Source organism: Leisingera sp. XS_AS12, assembly GCF_041224635.1.
Classification (GTDB): Bacteria; Pseudomonadota; Alphaproteobacteria; order Rhodobacterales; family Rhodobacteraceae; genus Leisingera.
In genome coordinates this window covers 1-17,890 of record NZ_JBGFGM010000099.1, presented here as the reverse complement: position 1 = coordinate 17,890, position 17,890 = coordinate 1, and the positions used below count along the sequence as shown (strand labels likewise).

The following is a 17,890-nucleotide window of genomic DNA, read 5'->3' as shown; positions in this document are numbered from 1 at the left end:
TAGGTCAGGTCGGCAAACCAAACCTTAGCCGAAGAACAACTATGGCCGCCAAGCGGCTCGCGCGGGCCTCGCTTCGCTACGCGAAGGCTCAGCTCAGCCCGCGCTACCGGCGGAAATTACACCAACCGTTGGGACACTGCTCGTAATAATGCTGCGCGACGCACCAATGGCAGCAATGCGAAGGCTGCGCCGCGGCGTAAAGACGGTCCACGAACGGCAGGTCAGGGCCGATCGCGCCACTCTGGCAGGAAGGGCGGAGAGCCGACATTCGCTGCGGCAAAGATGAACGGCGGGTTCAGGCCGTATTGCGTGATCAGGCGCGGGCGTGCGGGGGACGGCCGACCCTCGCTACGCGAGCAAGGCAAACCTAATCAGAGTTGCCTCCAGGCCCGCTGGTAATCCGGACCACGCGAGGTTGGCTGTGCAGTTTTATCGGGTGGAGTAATATGGATCGGCAGGGGAGCGGGAAGATCTGGCCCCAAGACAATTGCCTCGCCTTGGCTCAACGATGGGATAAATGCAGCGGCGGACCTGTCCAGATCACCGCAAGCCCGCTCGATGGTCTCGCGGTCTCGCTCGTTCGTAAGCCGATGGACGAACAACGTACCAAGCTGGCTCAGAACGTCCTGTGGAACGTCGCGGGGGCGCTGCGTGGCGATTACTGTCGTCACCCCGTACTTCCGGCCCTCCTTGGCGATCAGGCCGAACGCGTCGAGCGAGACGCTGTTGAATTCGTCCCCGACAGAACGGCCCATGAACTGATGCGCCTCATCGAGGAAGCAGATGATGGGCTGTGCCCGGAAGCGGTCCGCACGGGCGAGACCGAGGAGATACTCACCGATTGTATTCAAAAGTAGCTCACGGGCGTTGTGGTTGAAACTGACGTTCTTGAACGAGATCAAGCATATCCGTTGCTGCGGGTCGTTCAGGAAAGTGTCGAGCAGCTTGCAGATGTCCTCCCCCTCGTTCCCGAAGAGGCATTGAAGCTCGGCAGACGACAGCATTCCACGCATCCGCACGATCAAAGTATTGCAGTATGCCAACGTGGAATCGTTAGGCCCGCCGAACTTAGATCTGTCGTGGCGATCGTCCGGCCAGATGCACTCATTCGCAATCTGATCGGTCAACCGATGGACGTCGAAATTGCATGCTTCGCTGGCAATTGCTGCGGCATAGCGCTCTGTAGCTCTGTTGAATTCGGCAATCTTCTGACCACTCTTGCGGATCGTGCCCGCATGTTCGACCCAGACAGTCCCGAATGATTGGTCAAAATACTGCGTGCGCTGAGCGTTGTTCTGTCTTTGTATCTGCTGGTCGGTCGCCAAGGCTCGAGCCAATCTGAGGCTTCTGATCGCTTCTCGCATCGTGGGCCCCTGGCTTTGTCCGGTTGGGCGCAACAGGGCGAATAGAGACAGCTCAGTCATGGCTTCGGAAGGAAACCTGACGAGCGTTTGACCATCTTCCGCCCGCGTGAAGACGTACTCGACCGCGCCTGGCAACTTGCCCGAAAACTCGCCCGTCGGATCGAAGACGATGGCCTTTCCGCCCAAACGAGCGACTTCGGAGACGAGCTTGGCCAAAGTCCAGCTCTTCCCTCCACCAGTTGCGCCGAATATGCCGCAGTGGCGGCCGAACAGCTTTTCCGGTGGCAGTGCAAGGTCGGCGTCATCAATGCCAGTTATCTGACCGAGGGACACGGCGATAGGCGATGCTCCATCCTGCACATCGATCCCGCCGAAAAGCGCGGCCTGGACCGAATGTGACAGGGCCGGGCCGTTCGCCTCGAAAACACCGTCGCCGACCCTCGGTGACACGAGTACGCCTCTGACGACGGTCTGTGTCGTCTTGTGGATCGTGGCGAGCAGTTGAACTCTGCCGACCGGCTCCACGCTTGGCTCGCGTTCGATTTGTCTTTCAAGGGAGGGACGGTTGCGGTCGGGGATTTGGACCTCGACGATTCGTCCGAGGATGACTGCACGGTCGCAGTCAATAAAGACAAAATCGCCCACGGCGCCACGCGCGATGCCACGCCGACCGGCTGCGGCGAGGGCTTGTGGCAGGTTCAGTTCGATCCCGGATGCACCGACCTTGGTCACTGTGCCAAGGCGTTTCTCCCCGTCGATCAGTGCCCAGCGGTCATCCGTCGTCATGGTCCTGCCCCCGGATGCGCTCAAGTCGAGCCTCCAGCCGCTGCCTGTCGGTCTCGCCCATGATCTCCGGTAATGCGAGGGCCAGATCACTGAAACGGCCGTTCAGGACGGTAATCCGGCTGTCGCCCTCCCTCACGAGCCGAAGAATGCGAGCTTGGTAGTCTTTGAGCTGTTCGTTCGTCTTGTCGACTGCATGGACTTCGCCAAGCAGTCCGGTGTCATCCAACTCGCCAACTGGCACGAAACACGGATCGCAAAGAACCAGCCGAATCGAAAGGTTGGACTCGAGCGCGGACCAGATTGGTGCGCTGATGTGATCGTCGGCAAATCCGAAGCCGCTGACGATCAATGTCGTGTCCGGCTCTCGCAAACCCGCCTGCCATGCTGCGAACATATCGAGGTAGGGCGGAGCAAAGGCCTCCTGATACTTGGAGGAGCGCGGGTAAATGAGTACAGGCTCATAGTCTTCGTCGTGAGTCAGTCGGCGGATCACTACGCCGTCGGACTTGCGCCGCCGCCAGTCCATCGACCCGTGCAGCTTGTAGAGATGGAAAACGCCGTCAACGTAGTCTGCGCGCGTGCTGCTGGCAGACCGCCGCACGATGTCTTGCTGGAAGTGATCGCGATTGAACCGTTGGACCGCTGAGTGGGAAAAGCCGTCTATAAGGGCCAGGTTGCGGGCGACGGCGGCCTCTTCCAAGCAGCGGTCGTAGTTTGTCGTGAAGAGCTTTACCCGCGCTTTCTCGGCACTTCGGCGAGCGAGGCGGCGCAGGAACTCCTTGTGCGAGGTGAGGTCAGTTTTCTCCGTGACGAAATCGACGCGATCCAGAATCGCCTGTTCGGCCTCCTGGACGAAAGCTGGCAGATCAACTTTCGGGTCGTCGACAGCATCCTGCCCAGCGACTGCTCCGCGCGCAGCCTGCAACTCGACTGTCATCTTGCACAGGCTGAGAAGCGACTCGATATCCTTCTTCTGGGTCGTACCCCAGACATCGGCTACAACCTTGTCGAAATTTGCCTCCCCAACCTTCCGTCTGGCATCGTCCCAAAGATCGCTCATGCCAGGGGCCTGTTTTTCGCCCGCGTTCTTCGCCGCAAAGGATGCGCCCGAACCAAGTAGAGCCATTAGGTTGGTCGCATTCTGCGCCGACAACAGTCGTTCTTCGACCTGTCCTTTTGCTCCCCGGCGTGTCTTTCCGTCTTCCTCGCGATCATCCCACGTCAGCCACGTCCCATCGGACTGAAACAAAAGTAGGTTACTTGCGGACGGGGGCTGATTGGTCCAGTAGCTCAAAGGCACTCCTGTGAAAACTCGTTATCCTAATGTAGGTTCGCTCTGTTGGCACGAACACCTAAAGACGGTGCGCGGGACGCAATAGTATCGACTCCAAGTTGCATTCGAATCTACGCTTTTTCAACCTGAATGTACCGGTTTGCAGCTTGGCGCCGTGATCACTCTGTCAATGGGAGGACGCAGTACACAGGGTGATGTAGTTAACAGCACCCGCCGCCTGAGACTGTGGGCCTACAGGTTACTGCTCATGTCAGAAACGGATAGGCTGATTAGCGCAAGGGGGGCGAATGGCAGCTTCTGGAAGTCGCCAACTGATGCCGAACGGCAGCTTAGGGCCGTCTTTGCCGGGCAGCCCCTGCTCACCTGGGCGTGCAGTATGCTGCGGCGCGGCAGGACCGCCCAGAGCCATACTACACAAGGAACTCGCAAGTCATTCCGTCTTTGCCTGTCCCTCTATCTCCTCGACATCCAGAGCGGTATCATGTGCCCATAGCGGAGAATGCGAATGCTGGAATTTACAGACGAAGAAAAGCAAGAGGTCATCGACTACTATCTCGGGCAATCACCGGAAGGCACAGAAGTCAGGTTCGCACAAAAAGTCTACGCCGAGTCTGTTATCGGGCATACACATGCGGTCTGGGACATACACGCAAGCGATGGCCGGTGGTGGGTAATTACGAACCCGACGAACCTCTACTCGCAGGAGCAGTTCCCGAACCTGGATCTTGCTATTACGTTTCACATGGGTCTCTGCCTGCGCATACCTCGCAACGACCTGAAGCAGGTGGACGTCGAGAGCGTGCGACCATTCACGGATGTCCTGAACGCTATCAGGGAGTGCGAGGCCGCGCTGGCGCAGGCAAATGACCCGGGGGCGTTTCGAGCAATCGGGGTCCGGTGCCGTGAGAACCTTCTGGCCTTTGTGCACGCTGCACAGGATGCATACGACTGGCCCGAACAGGATCTTCCCCAACGCTCGAATTTCAAGTCGTGGGTTGAAAGGATATTTGACACCTTTCTTAGTGGGGCAGACAACCGGGAACGTCGGCGTCTAATCAAGACAACGTTAAAAGAGACGTGGGACTATGCGAACTGGCTGACACATTCCCAGTCTGGGAAGTGGATGGATGCCGAAGTCGCTACAAATGCCGTATCTCACGCCATTGGTATGGCAGCGTCAATCTGCGTCCGGCACCTGCGCGGTGTCCCGGACCAATGCCCGGCCTGTGATTCCCACCGCCTGTTTCCCGAAGAGGGCTTAGACCCGAAGAACCCTGAGGTGATCTTGGAGAGGCCTGTGTGTTCGGAGTGCGGTTGGGCGGGTGATGCCGTGCCGGTTGGTGAACGAACTGAAGACGAGGTAGCCCTGTTCATTACGCGCGAAGGCGAGAACTCTGATGAGTGCGGCGTGATGCAGACGCCGCTTATGGAGGTTCTCGGCAAACGACCGAAGTAGTGGTCGTACTTAGAAAGAGGCACGATGACCTGCGCCTCGAGGGGCCTTGGCGCGCCTATTCTGACAATGCGCCGAGCGCGGCGAAGGTAAGCTTTCTCCACTCTGCCGACCTTGGGCCGTCGAACCATGCTGCTCGATGCCTTGAATGACCGTTCGGGGGTAACTGCAACGCAGCGTTGACCTTGCTGCCGAATGTCCGCAGAGGGCCGATCGCGCCACCCTGGCAGGAAGGGCGGAAATCGGCGGTTCGCTGCAAACGCGAGCGAACCCCGCTCCCACCCCGGAAGCGGACATTGCAGCTTTCCGCCGCACCCAAACCTTCTTTCAACCTATCTCTGAACCAGTCGGCGTTATACCCCCGCTCGATCCGTCAGCATCCACTCCGCCCTTGGATTGGAAAGCTGCGCAGCAGATCTGCGGCTCCGCGGTAATCGTGCACGGGACCGAAACAAGTAGTTGCGTGCATACATGCGGCTGACTACCGTTGCGTAGAAAAGAGAGCAGGTTTTCGTTATGTCAGGAAGTTTTCCGATCCTCACACTTAGTCTAAACACTTTCATTCGATATTATTCGATTGATCACTCGAAGTTAATTGGGGAAGTCAGCCGGAGGATGCAGCAATCCGGTGGCTACGATTTCTATCGACTGCTTAGTGAGGCGATAAAAGCCAAAATAAGAGGTGCGACTGATGATGAAATTCGTTTCATCTTGGGAGGCACCAGTAATCCCAGCGAGGAGAGTTACAACAAGGCCGCTTACGATATGTTTATGTCAAAGTATGGTAAAAAGCGTGGACTGACTGACTTTGACAAAAAGGGAAGAGTAAAGCTGTGTGACGGTGAGCTGGTGATCGTGGTGTCACCACAATTTGCCATCGAAGCTTCTTCTGGGTTCTCTGTGTTCAATGTTTGGGCCGCGCAAAACCCAAAACTGGACCGTGCAAGGGCGAGTGTTGGCGTGTACTTGATGCAGCAGGCATTCCGGAAGACCGCGCCCAATTATGACTACAAAATGTTTGATGCAGTCGATGGCAAAACTTATTCAGCGGTAAACAACACGATCCCTCAGGCGATACATAACGTCGCCCGAACGGTAATTGGTTTAGCGAAAAGCACTTAGGCTGCGGATGCGTAAGACCTTCATTTTTGGAAACGGACTTGGGATGTCAATTTCAGCGGACGCTTATAACCTAACGTCTGTAATGTCTGACGTTTGGGAAAACGGCGATCTTGATGATGAGCAGAAAGGACTAATTTCAACATGCCTTCCCAGCGGAACAGAGCGGCCAACCTCTGAGGAGCAACTTGCGACCTTGCAAGACACCGTGGGTGCTTGTGAAGTTTTGCTTGGTGTTCGCGACACTGGTGCCGGCCATTGGCTATCTGAACAAGGAAGGAAATTTCCCGATGCCGTCCGGAGATTTGCGTTTCTCGTAGCAAGAGGCATGTTCGTAGCCAAACATTCAAGCGGGGAGAAAATTGGCCAGAGGTGCGGCCTCCCAAGCGATTTCTTGCAGCCTCTCGTAGATCATATCCGAGCAAATCAAACTCATGTTGCAACCCTAAATTATGATGGGCTTCTATCGAGTGCATTAAGTGATGCTGGATTGTTCGGCGGCTCAAACCCAGACATGTTGGATGGATTTGTAGACTCCAAGTTTGATCGAACTAACCTTTTCCGGAAGAACAAGCACGGAGCTTGGTATCTTCACCTCCACGGTTGCCCCGTCTTCGTTGACAGAGGGAAATCAACAATTAGGAAGATTTCTCCTGGATCGCTCGTTGGAAAGCCCGGCAGCCCGAAGCGCGTGGGAAAACACATCGTTCTCACGCATTTCAAGCATAAGCCGAAAATCATCGAAACTTCTGACATTCTCAGAATCTACTGGGAATTTTTAGAAATGGCGATTGACGAGAGTGAGGAGGTCTTGATGTTTGGTTATTCTGGGAACGATGCGCATCTTAACAGGTTAATTTCACAGGTTAGGGGTAGGAAGAACATTCGTGTTGTTGAGTGGCTTGGGGCGGGCAACCGAACTCGTCGACAAGCGTTTTGGAAAGAGCAGTTCGGCGGAGATGTAGATCTCACCCTTCTGGAGGATGTTTTGACCTTCGGGGATTGGTGATATCGCGACTTCGGCTGGAATGGCGGCCTTGGCGAAGCTGCAGCGCGGCGCATTCCGTTCCGCCAAAGGGCAGGTTTGGGCCGTTCTCCTCGGCCCAACATTCGGGGGGAACCGGACCTTCGCTGCTTTAGTGAATATTGACTTCATAGCGAGCACAGTTGACGTTCACGACAGCTGGATTTGGCGCCAAGGAACAAAGATCGATGTCGCGCATCAACCAGGTGAATGGCGGCTGGGAAATGTAATTTGATAAGGGAAGCATTTTGGGAAGGTTTTCAAGCGAGAAACGTTCTTACTGGGAACGGAGGCTCCATGATCTTCTGCGGCCTGTCCCAGCTGAGGATCTTGTGGTTATGAGCTGGGCAATTGAAGCGATGCGAGACGGTTCCGAGGAAGCGGCGCGTCGTCGCCTTCAGATGCCAGGCGGCCCAGCTGATCATCAAATTGGTGGCAAATTTTTCGTGCCGCCTTGGTCGATCGACGCCACTCTTCGCGAAAAACTTTTTCTCGGGCCCGCGAAGAAAGACGTCAAACGCCTTAATCTAAGATCGTGGAGTGGTGTAGCCAAGCTGCTCAACGTATATACATCTTTGTCCAACGCGGAGAGCGTCATGGATTACTCGCCGAACGGTGTCTTGGCCGCGATGCCTCGCTTGTTCTGGCCGCAATATGATTGGCAGCTTGGCACGTCGAATATGCTTCGTGTTGGGCGCGCTTGGCATGTGTATGCAACAGATGAAGGTAAGGCTGCCTTTTCCGCGAAATACGGAATTGATTTGGAAATATTCCTGAAAGTCAGCTTTGGGATCTATGTTGGTAGCGCAGAACACCCCGCGATACATGCCGGATATCTTTCACCGCTTGGAACTACAAATATGCAATTGCATCAAGTGCGGCAGATCATAGGTAATACGCTCGAAGGACATTATGAGTGGGTAAGGAACACCGGCAATCCTGACATCCCACGCGATTTTCTTCGTAGTGTGACAAAAGAAAGGCCCATCTTTGAAGTGTCCGATTCCAAAGGACGAGCTTATTTTGTTCCTTCGCGATCCAATCTCATGCTTCGTATTACGGACGGGCTTTACTATGATATCGTATCCGATCCCGATGCGAGACGACGGTCTGGGGAAGCATTTGAATGTCTCTGCTTGAAAATGGTCAAACATTATATCGGCGCGTCCAGATCTGTCGAGCCTGAACGGAAAACCTCATACGGTATGAGTGCGGATATTCTTGTCGTAGACAATTCAACTTCAACAGGTATCATTATTGAATGCAAAATTCGGCGAATTCCGCAAAAAGTGTTAACATCCCCGAACCCGTTCGAGGACTGTGCCGATGCATTTAGCGATATTGTCAAAGGCATCGTTCAGATCTGGCGAACACACCATGAGCTCTACAGCGCATCAGCTATGAACATGGCAGGCGTTGTGCTGCAATATGATCCTTGGACAATACTGGGAAATGCTTTCATCGGTAAACTGTTTCAATCAGCCCATGAAAAAGCGAATGCATTAGGAATTCCAGCCAGTGATCGCATCCCGGTGGCCATGGTCGGCTATTTTGATTTCGAGAACTTGCTCAGGCAGCACGAATACTGCGATATATTTGAAGCTGTCAGCGATTGGGGCTCCGAGAAGTATTATGGCTCGGAGTTCGGCGGCGTTTTGAGCATCAAAAAACGATCCAAGGGAACTAAATCATCATTTGACTATGGAAAGCTCGCCACAGCAGCGGTTCCTTGGTGGGGTGAAAGTCCGGTCTGAGGGACCACATCGCAGCATTGCCGAGGTGGTGGAGCGGCAGCAATGGGCCGATTCCGTTCGGTTCATCAGTCGGCACGGTTGAAGGATAGGAGGTCGAAGCGTCAATCGGCACGCAATCTTGACCCTCTATCGGCGTCCAAAAATGACCCCCTGCTGTGCCCTCGGGTAGCTGGCCCGATGTGGTGTAGCCACCACACAGCGCAGCCGTATCGGGCCAGCGGGAGTTCGTTTATTCCTTGGTCCTGAAGCGCCAGCTTTCGTCGCCCGTTTCGACGATCTCACAATGGTGGGTAAGGCGGTAGGGCGGCTTTTTATCGAGGATACAGCTGCCGCGTGTTTCATCCATCACGGGAGAGGGGAGGCCCTAAAAGCAATCAAACCATCGAAGTGCCGTAGCGAGGAGGTGGTCATAGTCGGCCGAAGTGGCTTCTCTCCTAAATTCAGTAAGTTCATCCCTCTTCAAGCCAGCATCGCGTCCGGCCCTCGCGCAGCGCGCCAAGATCGCAAAGGCGTTCCCGTCCTCTCCCGACAGCTGCACAGCGATGTGGGGGTATTTGATGTCTATTTGTATTGTCTCCTGATGACTTTGATGAGGCGGATTGCCGCTCCAGAAAGAAGTGGGGTCAAGTGATCCTCAGAGGAAATCATTGGTTTGGTGCGGGCGGCTCCCAACAGTCGAGCACGGACTGCGGTTACAAGTGGGCCGGTCCGGGGTGATAGGACCCCAGTGCAACTTCGCGATCGATATCAAGGCTCGCAGTAGACCGTGTGGGGCACTTGGTCACCAATAGCGCGAATCGCCCCGACTTCATGCCGGAAGCTTGCAGGAGGTAGAGGTGCGAAAACGGCGAAAGACTGAAACAAAAAGTTACTGGGGGAGTGGGTAAGTCGTCGTTTTCGAGTCTGAGGAAGAGCTTTTCTCAGTTTACGGAAAAAAAATCTGCAGATTATTCCAAGAATTTCCGGGAACGTTCGGACGAACGGACACCGGAATATTCCCAAGCGAAATTTCTAACGAATTCATGGATTTGGCTTAACCTCCTCTGATGGTGGGAAATATTCGGTATTGGCGCAGAGAAATGATTCGGGCCCCGGGGTCCCAGCGCCTGTCAAGGGGGATAAAGTCTCGTCAGTAGAGGAACTTGCCAAACTCGATGGCTTCTGGGATTTCAAGCTCCGCTGCCACCCAAAATGAAAGGCACAAAAAAAACGCGTGAACTGCTGCAACAGTCCACGCGCTCTCCGAACCGCCGAGGGCGACTCTCTCGTAAGTGCTATGTGCCATCTTGCACTGCCGCACACAAGTTCCCTCGGCAAACCAAACCAAACAAGAGTGAACGTCGCACCACACGTGCGGCGAACGCTCTCCCATGTCGAAAGCGAACTTGTGAGAAAACCGATCCAACCAGGCAGTCTGAACCTGCCCGCCGCGTCCCTCGCGGAGCGGCAACTCCCCTTGTCCTCTCGGGGCCATGCGAACGGCCAGATTATTGTCGGCCATGGCGCCCAACGGCGTGGCCTGTTCGTTGAGTCTGACCTCGAGTTAAAATGGGCAACAGTTCTGGACGTCGATCCAGATGTCGCCGGCTTAAAGGAGCAGGTGCGCGTGGAGTGGAACGATGGAACCCAGCAGCGCACCCATTACTTCGATTTTGTCGCTAACATGCGCTCAGGCCGCAGAGTAGCGATGGTCGTGAAGCCATCCCATAGGGCAAGGACAGAAAAGTTCCAATCGGACGTTCGACTGATTGCCCGGAGCGCAGTGCGATCGGGACTTGTAGATGAAGTTCGCGTCTTGACCGAAGAGGGTTTGGACGACGTCACAGTTCGTAACGCGAGGTTCCTTCGCAATGTTCGGGGGGCAGATGATTTTGCTGATGCCAAGGCGCGGAAGGTCGCGGCGGATCTGCTTGGATGCGTTTCTCTGGCGGTTCTGACAGCGCAAACCAAGCTTAATTCCCGTGGCTTTCGGGCGCTGGTCAGATTGCTGTTGTTGGGCGAGTTGAAAAGCGTTCGGCATGAACTGATTTCCCCGGATGCTTTGGTCAAACGGGGGGTGGCTCAATGACGGTTGCTGAAGGAAAAGTTTACTTTGGTCAGTTCGATCGGGTGACGATCGGGCAGGTTGAGTTCAAAGTTTCTTCGGCAACTTCAGAGGGCTACCTCCTCAGTTCTGCGGACGGAAAGGGGCTTTCACAGCTGTTCACCTATCGCGATCTTACAGCGCACGCAGCCAGCGGAAACATCCGAGTAGAGCGGGATCATTTTTCGGCGAAACTCGGACGGCTAAAGCAATTGAACGCACAATTTGATCTTTCAGCTCTTTCCCAATTGCACCGCACTTTGTTTGGAGTGCGTCTTGCATACTGTTTGTCCGTCGAAAGATTCTATAGGAAGGGCAAGGTTCTTCTGACATATGAATCAATCGGAAAGCGGCTTTCCAAAATCGAAGCGCGTGCAAAAAAGGAGTTCAAGGCTTTCGTCAGAGAGCATAACCTGAGTAGGAAGAAATACGGTGGGGGGACCACGGAAACCGTTTCTGAAGTAAGTCCTTTCAGTATCTGGTCGTGGTATAAGTCCTATCGTGAAGATGGCTTAGTGGGCCTTGTCGACGGTAGATGGAAGTCCGGATGCAAAGGTAGTCGGCTCTGCGCGGAGACCGAGGCTTTACTTCAGACATGCGTCCTGAAGTATCTCCATCCCGATTCACCTACAAAGAAATCCATCATAGAAGACACCAAGACAAGGTTCTCTGAAGAGAACGCGCGTCGTCTGAAAAAGGGCCTGCATCAGATCCCTGTCCCCGCCAGGAATACTATTCTAAGTCGCATCAATTCGTTCTCCCCGTTCGAAGTTGCCTTGCATAGAAAAGGCGAGGATGCAGCGAGAAAAGAGTTTTTCCCAGTCGGCACGGGACTGCGACTCGGCCGGCCACTCGAGCGCGTGGAAATGGACGGTTGGACCGTCGACCTCATGACTATCGCCAAATCCACCAGTATGCTTGAGAAACTTGCTCCTGAACTTGTCAGAGAGATGGAACTCGATGGTGGAAAAAAGCGGTGGCACCTGATTGCAGCAATCTGTTGCACTACCAAGTGTTTGGTTGGGCTAACTCTTTCAAAGAGTGAGGGGACTTCAGCTGCGCTCGACTGCCTCCACATGACATTGGTGGATAAAGGGAGGCATGCGGACGCGGTCGGAGCCATGTCTCCTTGGCTAACGTGCGGACATCTTGATCTTCTGGTGACCGACAATGGTAGCCTCTTCAAGAGCCATCGTTTCATTGCCGCTGCGCATAGTCTGGGGATCGACGTAATGCGCGCGCCTGCCGGGTTGCCTCAGCTCAGGGGGACGATCGAACGCTTGTTCGGAACTACGTCATTGAATTTGGTGAGCAGGCTGTCGGGGCGAACGTTCTCGGACGTGGTCGAGCGGGGTGACTATCCTTCTGAGGCAAGAGCCGTAAATACCGTGGAAGACTTCGCGACCATGCTGGTGCGCTGGGTCGTCGATGTATACCACAATACGCCCCACGAAGGGCTCCAAGGCGAGACGCCCCTCGAGTGCTGGAACCGCCTATCAAGCATTTATGGGGTTCGTCCGAGCCCAGATAGCCGCACTCGGCGCATAGCGTTCGGCGTGCCGCTTAACCGCAAGGTTACGAAGGCTGGCGTTTTGGTTTTGGGGGTCGCTTACAATAACGAGGTTCTTCAAGACTACTTCCGCCGCAATAGATCGCGAGAACTTCATATCCGATGGTTGCCCGACGAGATTGGCACAATCGAGGTATCGCTGAACAGTGAGTGGGTGCCCGTGAAAGCCGTCTTGCCCGAGTTTCAAGGGAGGACCGCGCGCGATTGGACCCTGTGTAGGAACTTGATCCGGCGGGGGGATCCCAACGCCCGGGAGCTTGCCAAAGGCATAATTGCTGCAGCTTTCGAGGAAATCGATCGCATGAATGCTGTAGCGGGCCAGCGCGCAGGCATCCTTTCAGAGCGTTGGACAGCGGATGGAGTTGCGCGGTTCGAGCAAAGTTTAGGAATTGGTTTTTTGGCAGGAGGGAAACAAGATTCCGCAAAAGCCGACGGAGGATATGGAATCCCTGTCGACCTTCAGGAAGGCCCTGAGGATGCGCCGCACGACACAATGCTGAAGGGGCAGGTTCCGCCGAAAACTCCCCAAAATAAGTGGAGGTTCTGACCGATGAGCCAACAAAAGAATGCCGTCGAGGTTGAGGACATCGATCATGCCATTCAACAGCTTTCAGCAGTCCACGTCGAAACCCCTCGTGATGAAGGAGCGCGAGCGGCCTTTGGTCGGTTGTTAACGGGTGAGGGTTGCGGCCTGTCGCCACGTTTTCTGCCCAACATCCGAGAAACGCGTGGCCTCGCGGTTGTTGGAGAGCCAGGAAGCGGCAAAACTTCACTCGTCCGTCATATTCTTTCCGGGGAAACCGGTCTGAACTTTGGTGGAGATATTGGTTCCACCAAATGCCTTCATGTGACCGTTCCGAGCCCCGCGACTCTTAAAAGCGTCGGGCTCGAGATACTCAATGCACTTGGCTATCGGCAGGTTTCGGAAAGGAGGGAGCGTTGGGCTATCTGGGATATGGTCAAACACCGTCTCAGCATGCTCGGGATAATGGTGCTTTGGATCGACGAGGCCCACGATATATACAATTCTGGGAACGCCAGAGAAAAGGAAGACCTGCTCAAAACCCTGAAGTCCCTGATGCAAGGGCCGCAGGCCATCGTAGTGGTTTTAAGCGGGACTGAGCCAGTCGCTGAACTCTTGAAGCTGGATGAGCAGGCATCCCGGCGGTTCGCGAAGGTCCGCTTGCGGCCAATTTCGGTCGCGAGCGATGGCGATGGGCTGGCGAATTTGGTCACCACCTATGCGAACCGCGTCGGTCTGGAGGCCGAGTGCGATCCAGAACTTGTCCAACGCCTCATATCTGCCGCTCGAGAGCAGTTCGGGATGGCTATCGAGATCGCAATCGGCGCGATAGAAACCGCACTCCGGTCAGGTCGTTCCGAGCTCACACGGCAGGACTTCGTTGATTACTGGTTCATGCAAGCAGGATGTCCGCTCGAGGACAACGTGTTTGCAACCGGAAACTACGCTTCGTGAGGTGGGAGGGTGAACAGCCTCGGCAGAAAAGCTTCTTGCCGGGAGGGCCGGCCAAAAGTGCCCTCGTTCCGAAATTGCCGTTGGAGCGGGGTGAGAGCACTGTCTCCTGGGCAATACGCAATGCGCGCCACCATGTTGGTCTCAAACTCCCGGAGTTCCTTAATGACTTGCAGGTTCCACTGCCGGATTTTCTCGCAGGCAGGCGATCAGCGATGTCGGCCCTTTCAGTAGCAACCGGAATCGATCGTGCCTCCCTGAGCGCTCACCAGCCTGAACGCTTGCACTCCCGACAGTATGGGTTTCGCGGCCACCAGTTCTCGGCCGGCTTCTTGGCCGGGACCCGAACAACCTACTGTCCTCAGTGTCTGCTGGCGGACGACCAGCGTGGGCACGGCCATCGGGTGGGGCGATGGGCTTGGCTTTTCAAGGCGGTAAGGACCTGCGGCGTTCACGGCTGCGCCCTCCAGTTTGCAGAAAAAACAGCTTGGTCTGACCAAATACGCGACTTGCATGCGCAGGCCCCACGGGGAGGGGAACTTCGTCGTCTTGCTGATGTGTCTGAGCTCCGACCGACGTCACCATTGCAAGATTACGTAATCTCTCGTTTGCGTGGTCAGGGCGGATCGGCGCCGTGGCTCGATTGCCAGCCCATTGAGCAAGCTTACCGCGCTACAGAAATGGTGGGTGTCCTCGCGGGCTGGGGGGCGGGGCAAAAACTGGGCGCGTTTACTGATCGGGACTGGGATAGGGCAGGGCGGCTGGGCTTTGCCGTCACCGCAGCTGGTGAAGGGGAAATTCGCGCTGTCTTCCTGGATGTGCTTCGAGGGCTCGATCTGCGTCACGGAAAGGTCGGACCGCACACCGTTTTCGGATTTTTCTACGAGTGGCTGCAGTTCAACAAGTCGGGCCGGGATCCCGGACCAATTCGGGCAATCCTGCGGGAGTTCATCCTTGAGAATATGGCCGTGACCCCGGGCGTGGATCTGCTTGGCGACAAGGTCGTCAATACCCGACGCCATCACGCGCATTCCTTGGCGGTGAAATATGGTCTCCACCCAAAGACCGTTCATCGTGCGCTTGTCTCGAAGGGGCTGATTGCGTCAACGGACCCCGAGCGCATGACCGGCATGGACACATGTGATGCCCAGGATGCAGAAGAGTTGGCAGGAGAACTCCAAAGGGCCATCCCTGTGGCAAAGCTCCCAGCTCGCATGAATGCTACGCGACCTCAGGTGGATATCTTGCTTCGAGAAGGTTTCTTGAGGCCCATGGATAACGGACATCGCGTTTTCACTCAGGTCTTGCGAGGAGTGGATGCTCGCGATGCAGATCGCTTTCTCGCGCGCCTCGCCAGCAGCGCCGTAGTGGTTCCCCAAGCGACAGCAGAGTTTGTGCCGATCCCTACGGCCGCGCAAGAAGCGAAAAGATATTCTGGAGATATAGTCCGGGCGATGCTCGAGGGAGGATTGAGCAGGGTGGAGATGGTCGATGGCACTGCGGGATATCTTGCGTTGCTCGTGGATCCTTCGGAGGTCCGATTGGCCCTTCCACGCAAGATCGAGCACTTGGCCTTGACGAAGAAAGCCGCAGCGGAGCAGATCGGTGTTTCGCTGACTGCCTTGGACCGACTGTTGGGGCTCAAAGGCAATTCACCGCTGATGGAATGGGTGGAGGACCGGCTTCCGGGACCAATTAAGGTTCGCATTGAACAGGCGGAAGTGGATCGATTCAAGCAGCGCTATGTGACTCTCGGTGATCTGATCCGGCGTGCCGGAAGCCACCATCAGGTGGTGCGGCGAAATCTGGCGGCCGCGGGCGTCAATCCGGTTCAGGACCCGAAGGAGATCGGCGTTTACCTCTATGAGCGGCGGCCGGCCCTCGCTGCTTCGCCCTAACAAACTCCGACAGTTGAGAATGAAAGCCGCGCTTCTGCGCGGCTTTTTTTATTTCTCGGGAGCTTTGGTTGCAAACTAATGCTGGTCTTAGTTGCAAAGTGCGCGCACGTTTCCGGAGGCGGCCCTGTCTAAATAATTGATTTCATTTGCTTCGTATCTGGGCAGTTGCAAACTGTTGTTGGTTTTCACATGATGCACCAAGCAATTGAGACCCAAATCGGCGATTTTTTCGCCCAAAAGCAAGGTCATTGCCGCCCAAGGTTCGAATAATCCTTGTTTTCATAGGGTTGTGAAAGCGTCTGAAGTTTCCTTCAGGCGCTTTCCGTCTTCTCAGCCTGTGGCACGAGGGTATTGACGCGTTTCTTCTTTTCGTGCTGTTTCATTCTATGACCTCAACGCAGCAAACCTTTCTCATACGGTTCTTCTGATCTGCCCTTCTTCGGGCCGACCGTTGGCTGCTTCTGTACCTTTTTCACGCACAGTTTTCGGTCGGTTTGTCTCACTGGATAGATGAGGAAACCGCTGTGAAGACTATCAGACTCCTACTCGCTGCTGACCCCAATGGGGAAAAAGATGCTCTCACGCGTCGGCTGACTGAATACCTGAAAAACCTGCGCAAGACCCGGCTTGCCAAGGAACTGATCGGTGATGACGAACACTCGGTCGAACTTGGCGAAGATGATTTCGAAAAAGTTGCCACCGAACTGTCCGATGGGGTCGCGCTAACTTGGGACGACAAGCTGCGTATCAAGAAACGGGTTCAGAGGATCCTCCAACGTAGAACTGAAGCCTCTGGCCTTGGGCATCTGTCGGGTGAGGAAATCCGGCGACTGCGCCCGCTTATGAATGAGGGTCGCTTGGTCGAGCCGAAAGATGAGCATTGGGTGGACGAAACTGCGGCAGCCTTACATGAAGAAATGCCATGGATGGCGTCTGCAACCAATGAGGCTTGGGGGGCATTGCGGCAAAATGCCAGTTCCAAAGATGCAATCCGATTGCCGCCACTTTTGCTGAGTGGACCACCGGGAATTGGTAAGTCGGTGTGGGCGAGAAGGCTATCCGAACTGTTCGGCATTCCGAGATGCGAGATCGATGCCAGTTTAGGAGGCGTTGGCTTTAGTGTCGCAGGAACGGAAAGGGGCTGGTCTTCAGCACAGCCTGGTAGACCGCTTGAAACCATCCTCCAGCACCGCGTTGGCAATCCTCTGATCGTCGTCGATGAAATCTGTAAAGCCCAGTCAGGTACTTCAGATAGGGGGAGGCATCATGCCTTTTCGGATTCCTTGCTAAGCTTTCTGGAACCCGCGACGGCCGTTGCCTGGGAATGCCCTTACTACCGGACCAAGTTCGACATGTCTCACATTTCATGGGTTCTGACTGCGAACGATGCTTCGCGTGTGCCAGAGCCTTTGGTCAACCGGTGCACTGTTATCGAGTTGCAAGCACTCACTTGTAAGCAGCTGCGAGGATTTGCTTGCCGCCAAGCTGCGCAAATGGAGTTGTCAGAAGCTTCGTTAGACGCAATTGAACGGGTAATCGAACATTCTATGAATGAACAAGGGCATTCTTTGAGCCTTCGCAATGTCATCCGCATGTTGCACCGAGCTGTGGCTCTAGAGAGCCGGGCAACTCATCACTAGATTTTGGTTGTGTATAGACAGGGACAATCGGCGGCAAAGCATGTGAGGGTGAACCTAGAAGGCAGCTATGCTATATAAAGTGGTCGTGGCAAAGTTTAACAAGCAGCCCTTACCAGCCATTCATTGTGCCAAGCCGCACCACAGTGCATCTTCAACAGACTGACCATTCGCGGTGCCTGCAAGATTCATAGGTTGTCAAAGGTCGGCAGAGCGGGCGAAGCAGCCTCTCAGGTCTGGAGCCTCAATGTCTGAGTTAGCAAACTCGGATTGAGTTGCATGATGGGCAGCTAGTCAGTGAGCAGTGTCCCAACGGTTGGTGTAATTTCCGCCGGTAGCGCGGGCTGAGCTGAGCCTTCGCGTAGCGAAGCGAGGCCCGCGCGAGCCGCTTGGCGGCCATAGTTGTTCTTCGGCTAAGGTTTGGTTTGCCGACC

11 protein-coding genes and 1 pseudogene are annotated in these 17,890 nt (G+C 55.2%); 10 read left to right on the top strand and 2 right to left on the bottom strand.

All coding sequences use genetic code 11. From position 1 onward, the window contains the following. Nucleotides 1-371: 371 nt before the first annotated feature. Together AB9K35_RS11660 and AB9K35_RS11655 are read right to left on the bottom strand one after the other, a co-directional pair. A complete protein-coding gene (locus tag AB9K35_RS11660) occupies nt 372-2,150 on the bottom strand; it encodes an ATP-binding protein (RefSeq protein ID WP_369926255.1) in 1,779 nt (592 codons plus the stop codon). Continuing rightward, nucleotides 2,137-3,444, bottom strand: a complete 1,308-nt coding sequence (locus AB9K35_RS11655; protein WP_369926253.1) for an SIR2 family protein — start codon at nt 3,442-3,444, stop codon at nt 2,137-2,139. The genes AB9K35_RS11660 and AB9K35_RS11655 overlap by 14 nt, the downstream gene beginning before the upstream one ends. 505 nt (nt 3,445-3,949) lie before the next feature. Between AB9K35_RS11655 and AB9K35_RS11650 the strand changes: the two genes are divergently transcribed. From AB9K35_RS11650 to AB9K35_RS11605, 10 genes and pseudogenes are all read left to right on the top strand, one after another. Then, complete coding sequence (locus AB9K35_RS11650; protein WP_369926251.1) at nt 3,950-4,900, top strand: hypothetical protein; 951 nt, start codon at nt 3,950-3,952, stop codon at nt 4,898-4,900. A gap of 612 nt (nt 4,901-5,512) precedes the next feature. After that, nucleotides 5,513-6,019 (top strand): hypothetical protein, encoded by a 507-nt coding sequence (locus AB9K35_RS11645; RefSeq protein ID WP_369926249.1) that lies wholly within the window; start codon nt 5,513-5,515, stop codon nt 6,017-6,019. A gap of 7 nt (nt 6,020-6,026) precedes the next feature. Then, entirely contained in the window at nt 6,027-7,025 is a 999-nt protein-coding gene (locus AB9K35_RS11640; RefSeq protein ID WP_369926248.1) for an SIR2 family protein, read from the top strand. A gap of 353 nt (nt 7,026-7,378) precedes the next feature. Continuing rightward, a complete protein-coding gene (locus tag AB9K35_RS11635) occupies nt 7,379-8,794 on the top strand; it encodes a hypothetical protein (RefSeq protein WP_369926246.1) in 1,416 nt (471 codons plus the stop codon). 1,387 nt (nt 8,795-10,181) lie between these two features. Further along, nucleotides 10,182-10,862: a hypothetical protein gene (locus AB9K35_RS11630; RefSeq protein WP_369926244.1), complete on the top strand. Its 681-nt coding sequence runs from the start codon at nt 10,182-10,184 to the stop codon at nt 10,860-10,862. Further along, nucleotides 10,859-12,994 carry a hypothetical protein gene (locus tag AB9K35_RS11625; RefSeq protein ID WP_369926242.1) on the top strand — a complete coding sequence of 712 codons (2,136 nt, stop codon included), beginning with the start codon at nt 10,859-10,861 and terminating at the stop codon, nt 12,992-12,994. The genes AB9K35_RS11630 and AB9K35_RS11625 overlap by 4 nt, the downstream gene beginning before the upstream one ends. A 3-nt stretch (nt 12,995-12,997) precedes the next feature. Beyond that, complete coding sequence (locus AB9K35_RS11620) at nt 12,998-13,924, top strand: TniB family NTP-binding protein (protein WP_369926240.1); 927 nt, start codon at nt 12,998-13,000, stop codon at nt 13,922-13,924. Next, a pseudogene (locus AB9K35_RS11615) lies at nt 13,876-14,376 on the top strand (TniQ family protein); the annotation flags it as partial. The gene AB9K35_RS11620 and the pseudogene AB9K35_RS11615, both read left to right, overlap by 49 nt. Before the next feature lie 129 nt (nt 14,377-14,505). Beyond that, nucleotides 14,506-15,819, top strand: coding sequence for a hypothetical protein (locus AB9K35_RS11610; RefSeq protein ID WP_369926258.1), 1,314 nt, complete (start codon nt 14,506-14,508; stop codon nt 15,817-15,819). Between the two features lie 524 nt (nt 15,820-16,343). Then, nucleotides 16,344-17,459 carry an AAA family ATPase gene (locus tag AB9K35_RS11605; protein ID WP_369926238.1) on the top strand — a complete coding sequence of 372 codons (1,116 nt, stop codon included), beginning with the start codon at nt 16,344-16,346 and terminating at the stop codon, nt 17,457-17,459. Nucleotides 17,460-17,890 lie beyond the last annotated feature (431 nt).

Bases quoted from the DNA above. Each gene is read 5' to 3' on its own strand.
- AB9K35_RS11660 (WP_369926255.1), bottom strand. From the start codon at position 2,150: ATGACGACGGATGACCGCTGGGCACTGATCGACGGGGAGAAACGCCTT.
- AB9K35_RS11650 (WP_369926251.1), top strand. From the start codon at position 3,950: ATGCTGGAATTTACAGACGAAGAAAAGCAAGAGGTCATCGACTACTAT.
- AB9K35_RS11645 (WP_369926249.1), top strand. From the start codon at position 5,513: ATGCAGCAATCCGGTGGCTACGATTTCTATCGACTGCTTAGTGAGGCG.
- AB9K35_RS11640 (WP_369926248.1), top strand. From the start codon at position 6,027: ATGCGTAAGACCTTCATTTTTGGAAACGGACTTGGGATGTCAATTTCA.
- AB9K35_RS11635 (WP_369926246.1), top strand. From the start codon at position 7,379: ATGAGCTGGGCAATTGAAGCGATGCGAGACGGTTCCGAGGAAGCGGCG.
- AB9K35_RS11625 (WP_369926242.1), top strand. From the start codon at position 10,859: ATGACGGTTGCTGAAGGAAAAGTTTACTTTGGTCAGTTCGATCGGGTG.
- AB9K35_RS11620 (WP_369926240.1), top strand. From the start codon at position 12,998: ATGAGCCAACAAAAGAATGCCGTCGAGGTTGAGGACATCGATCATGCC.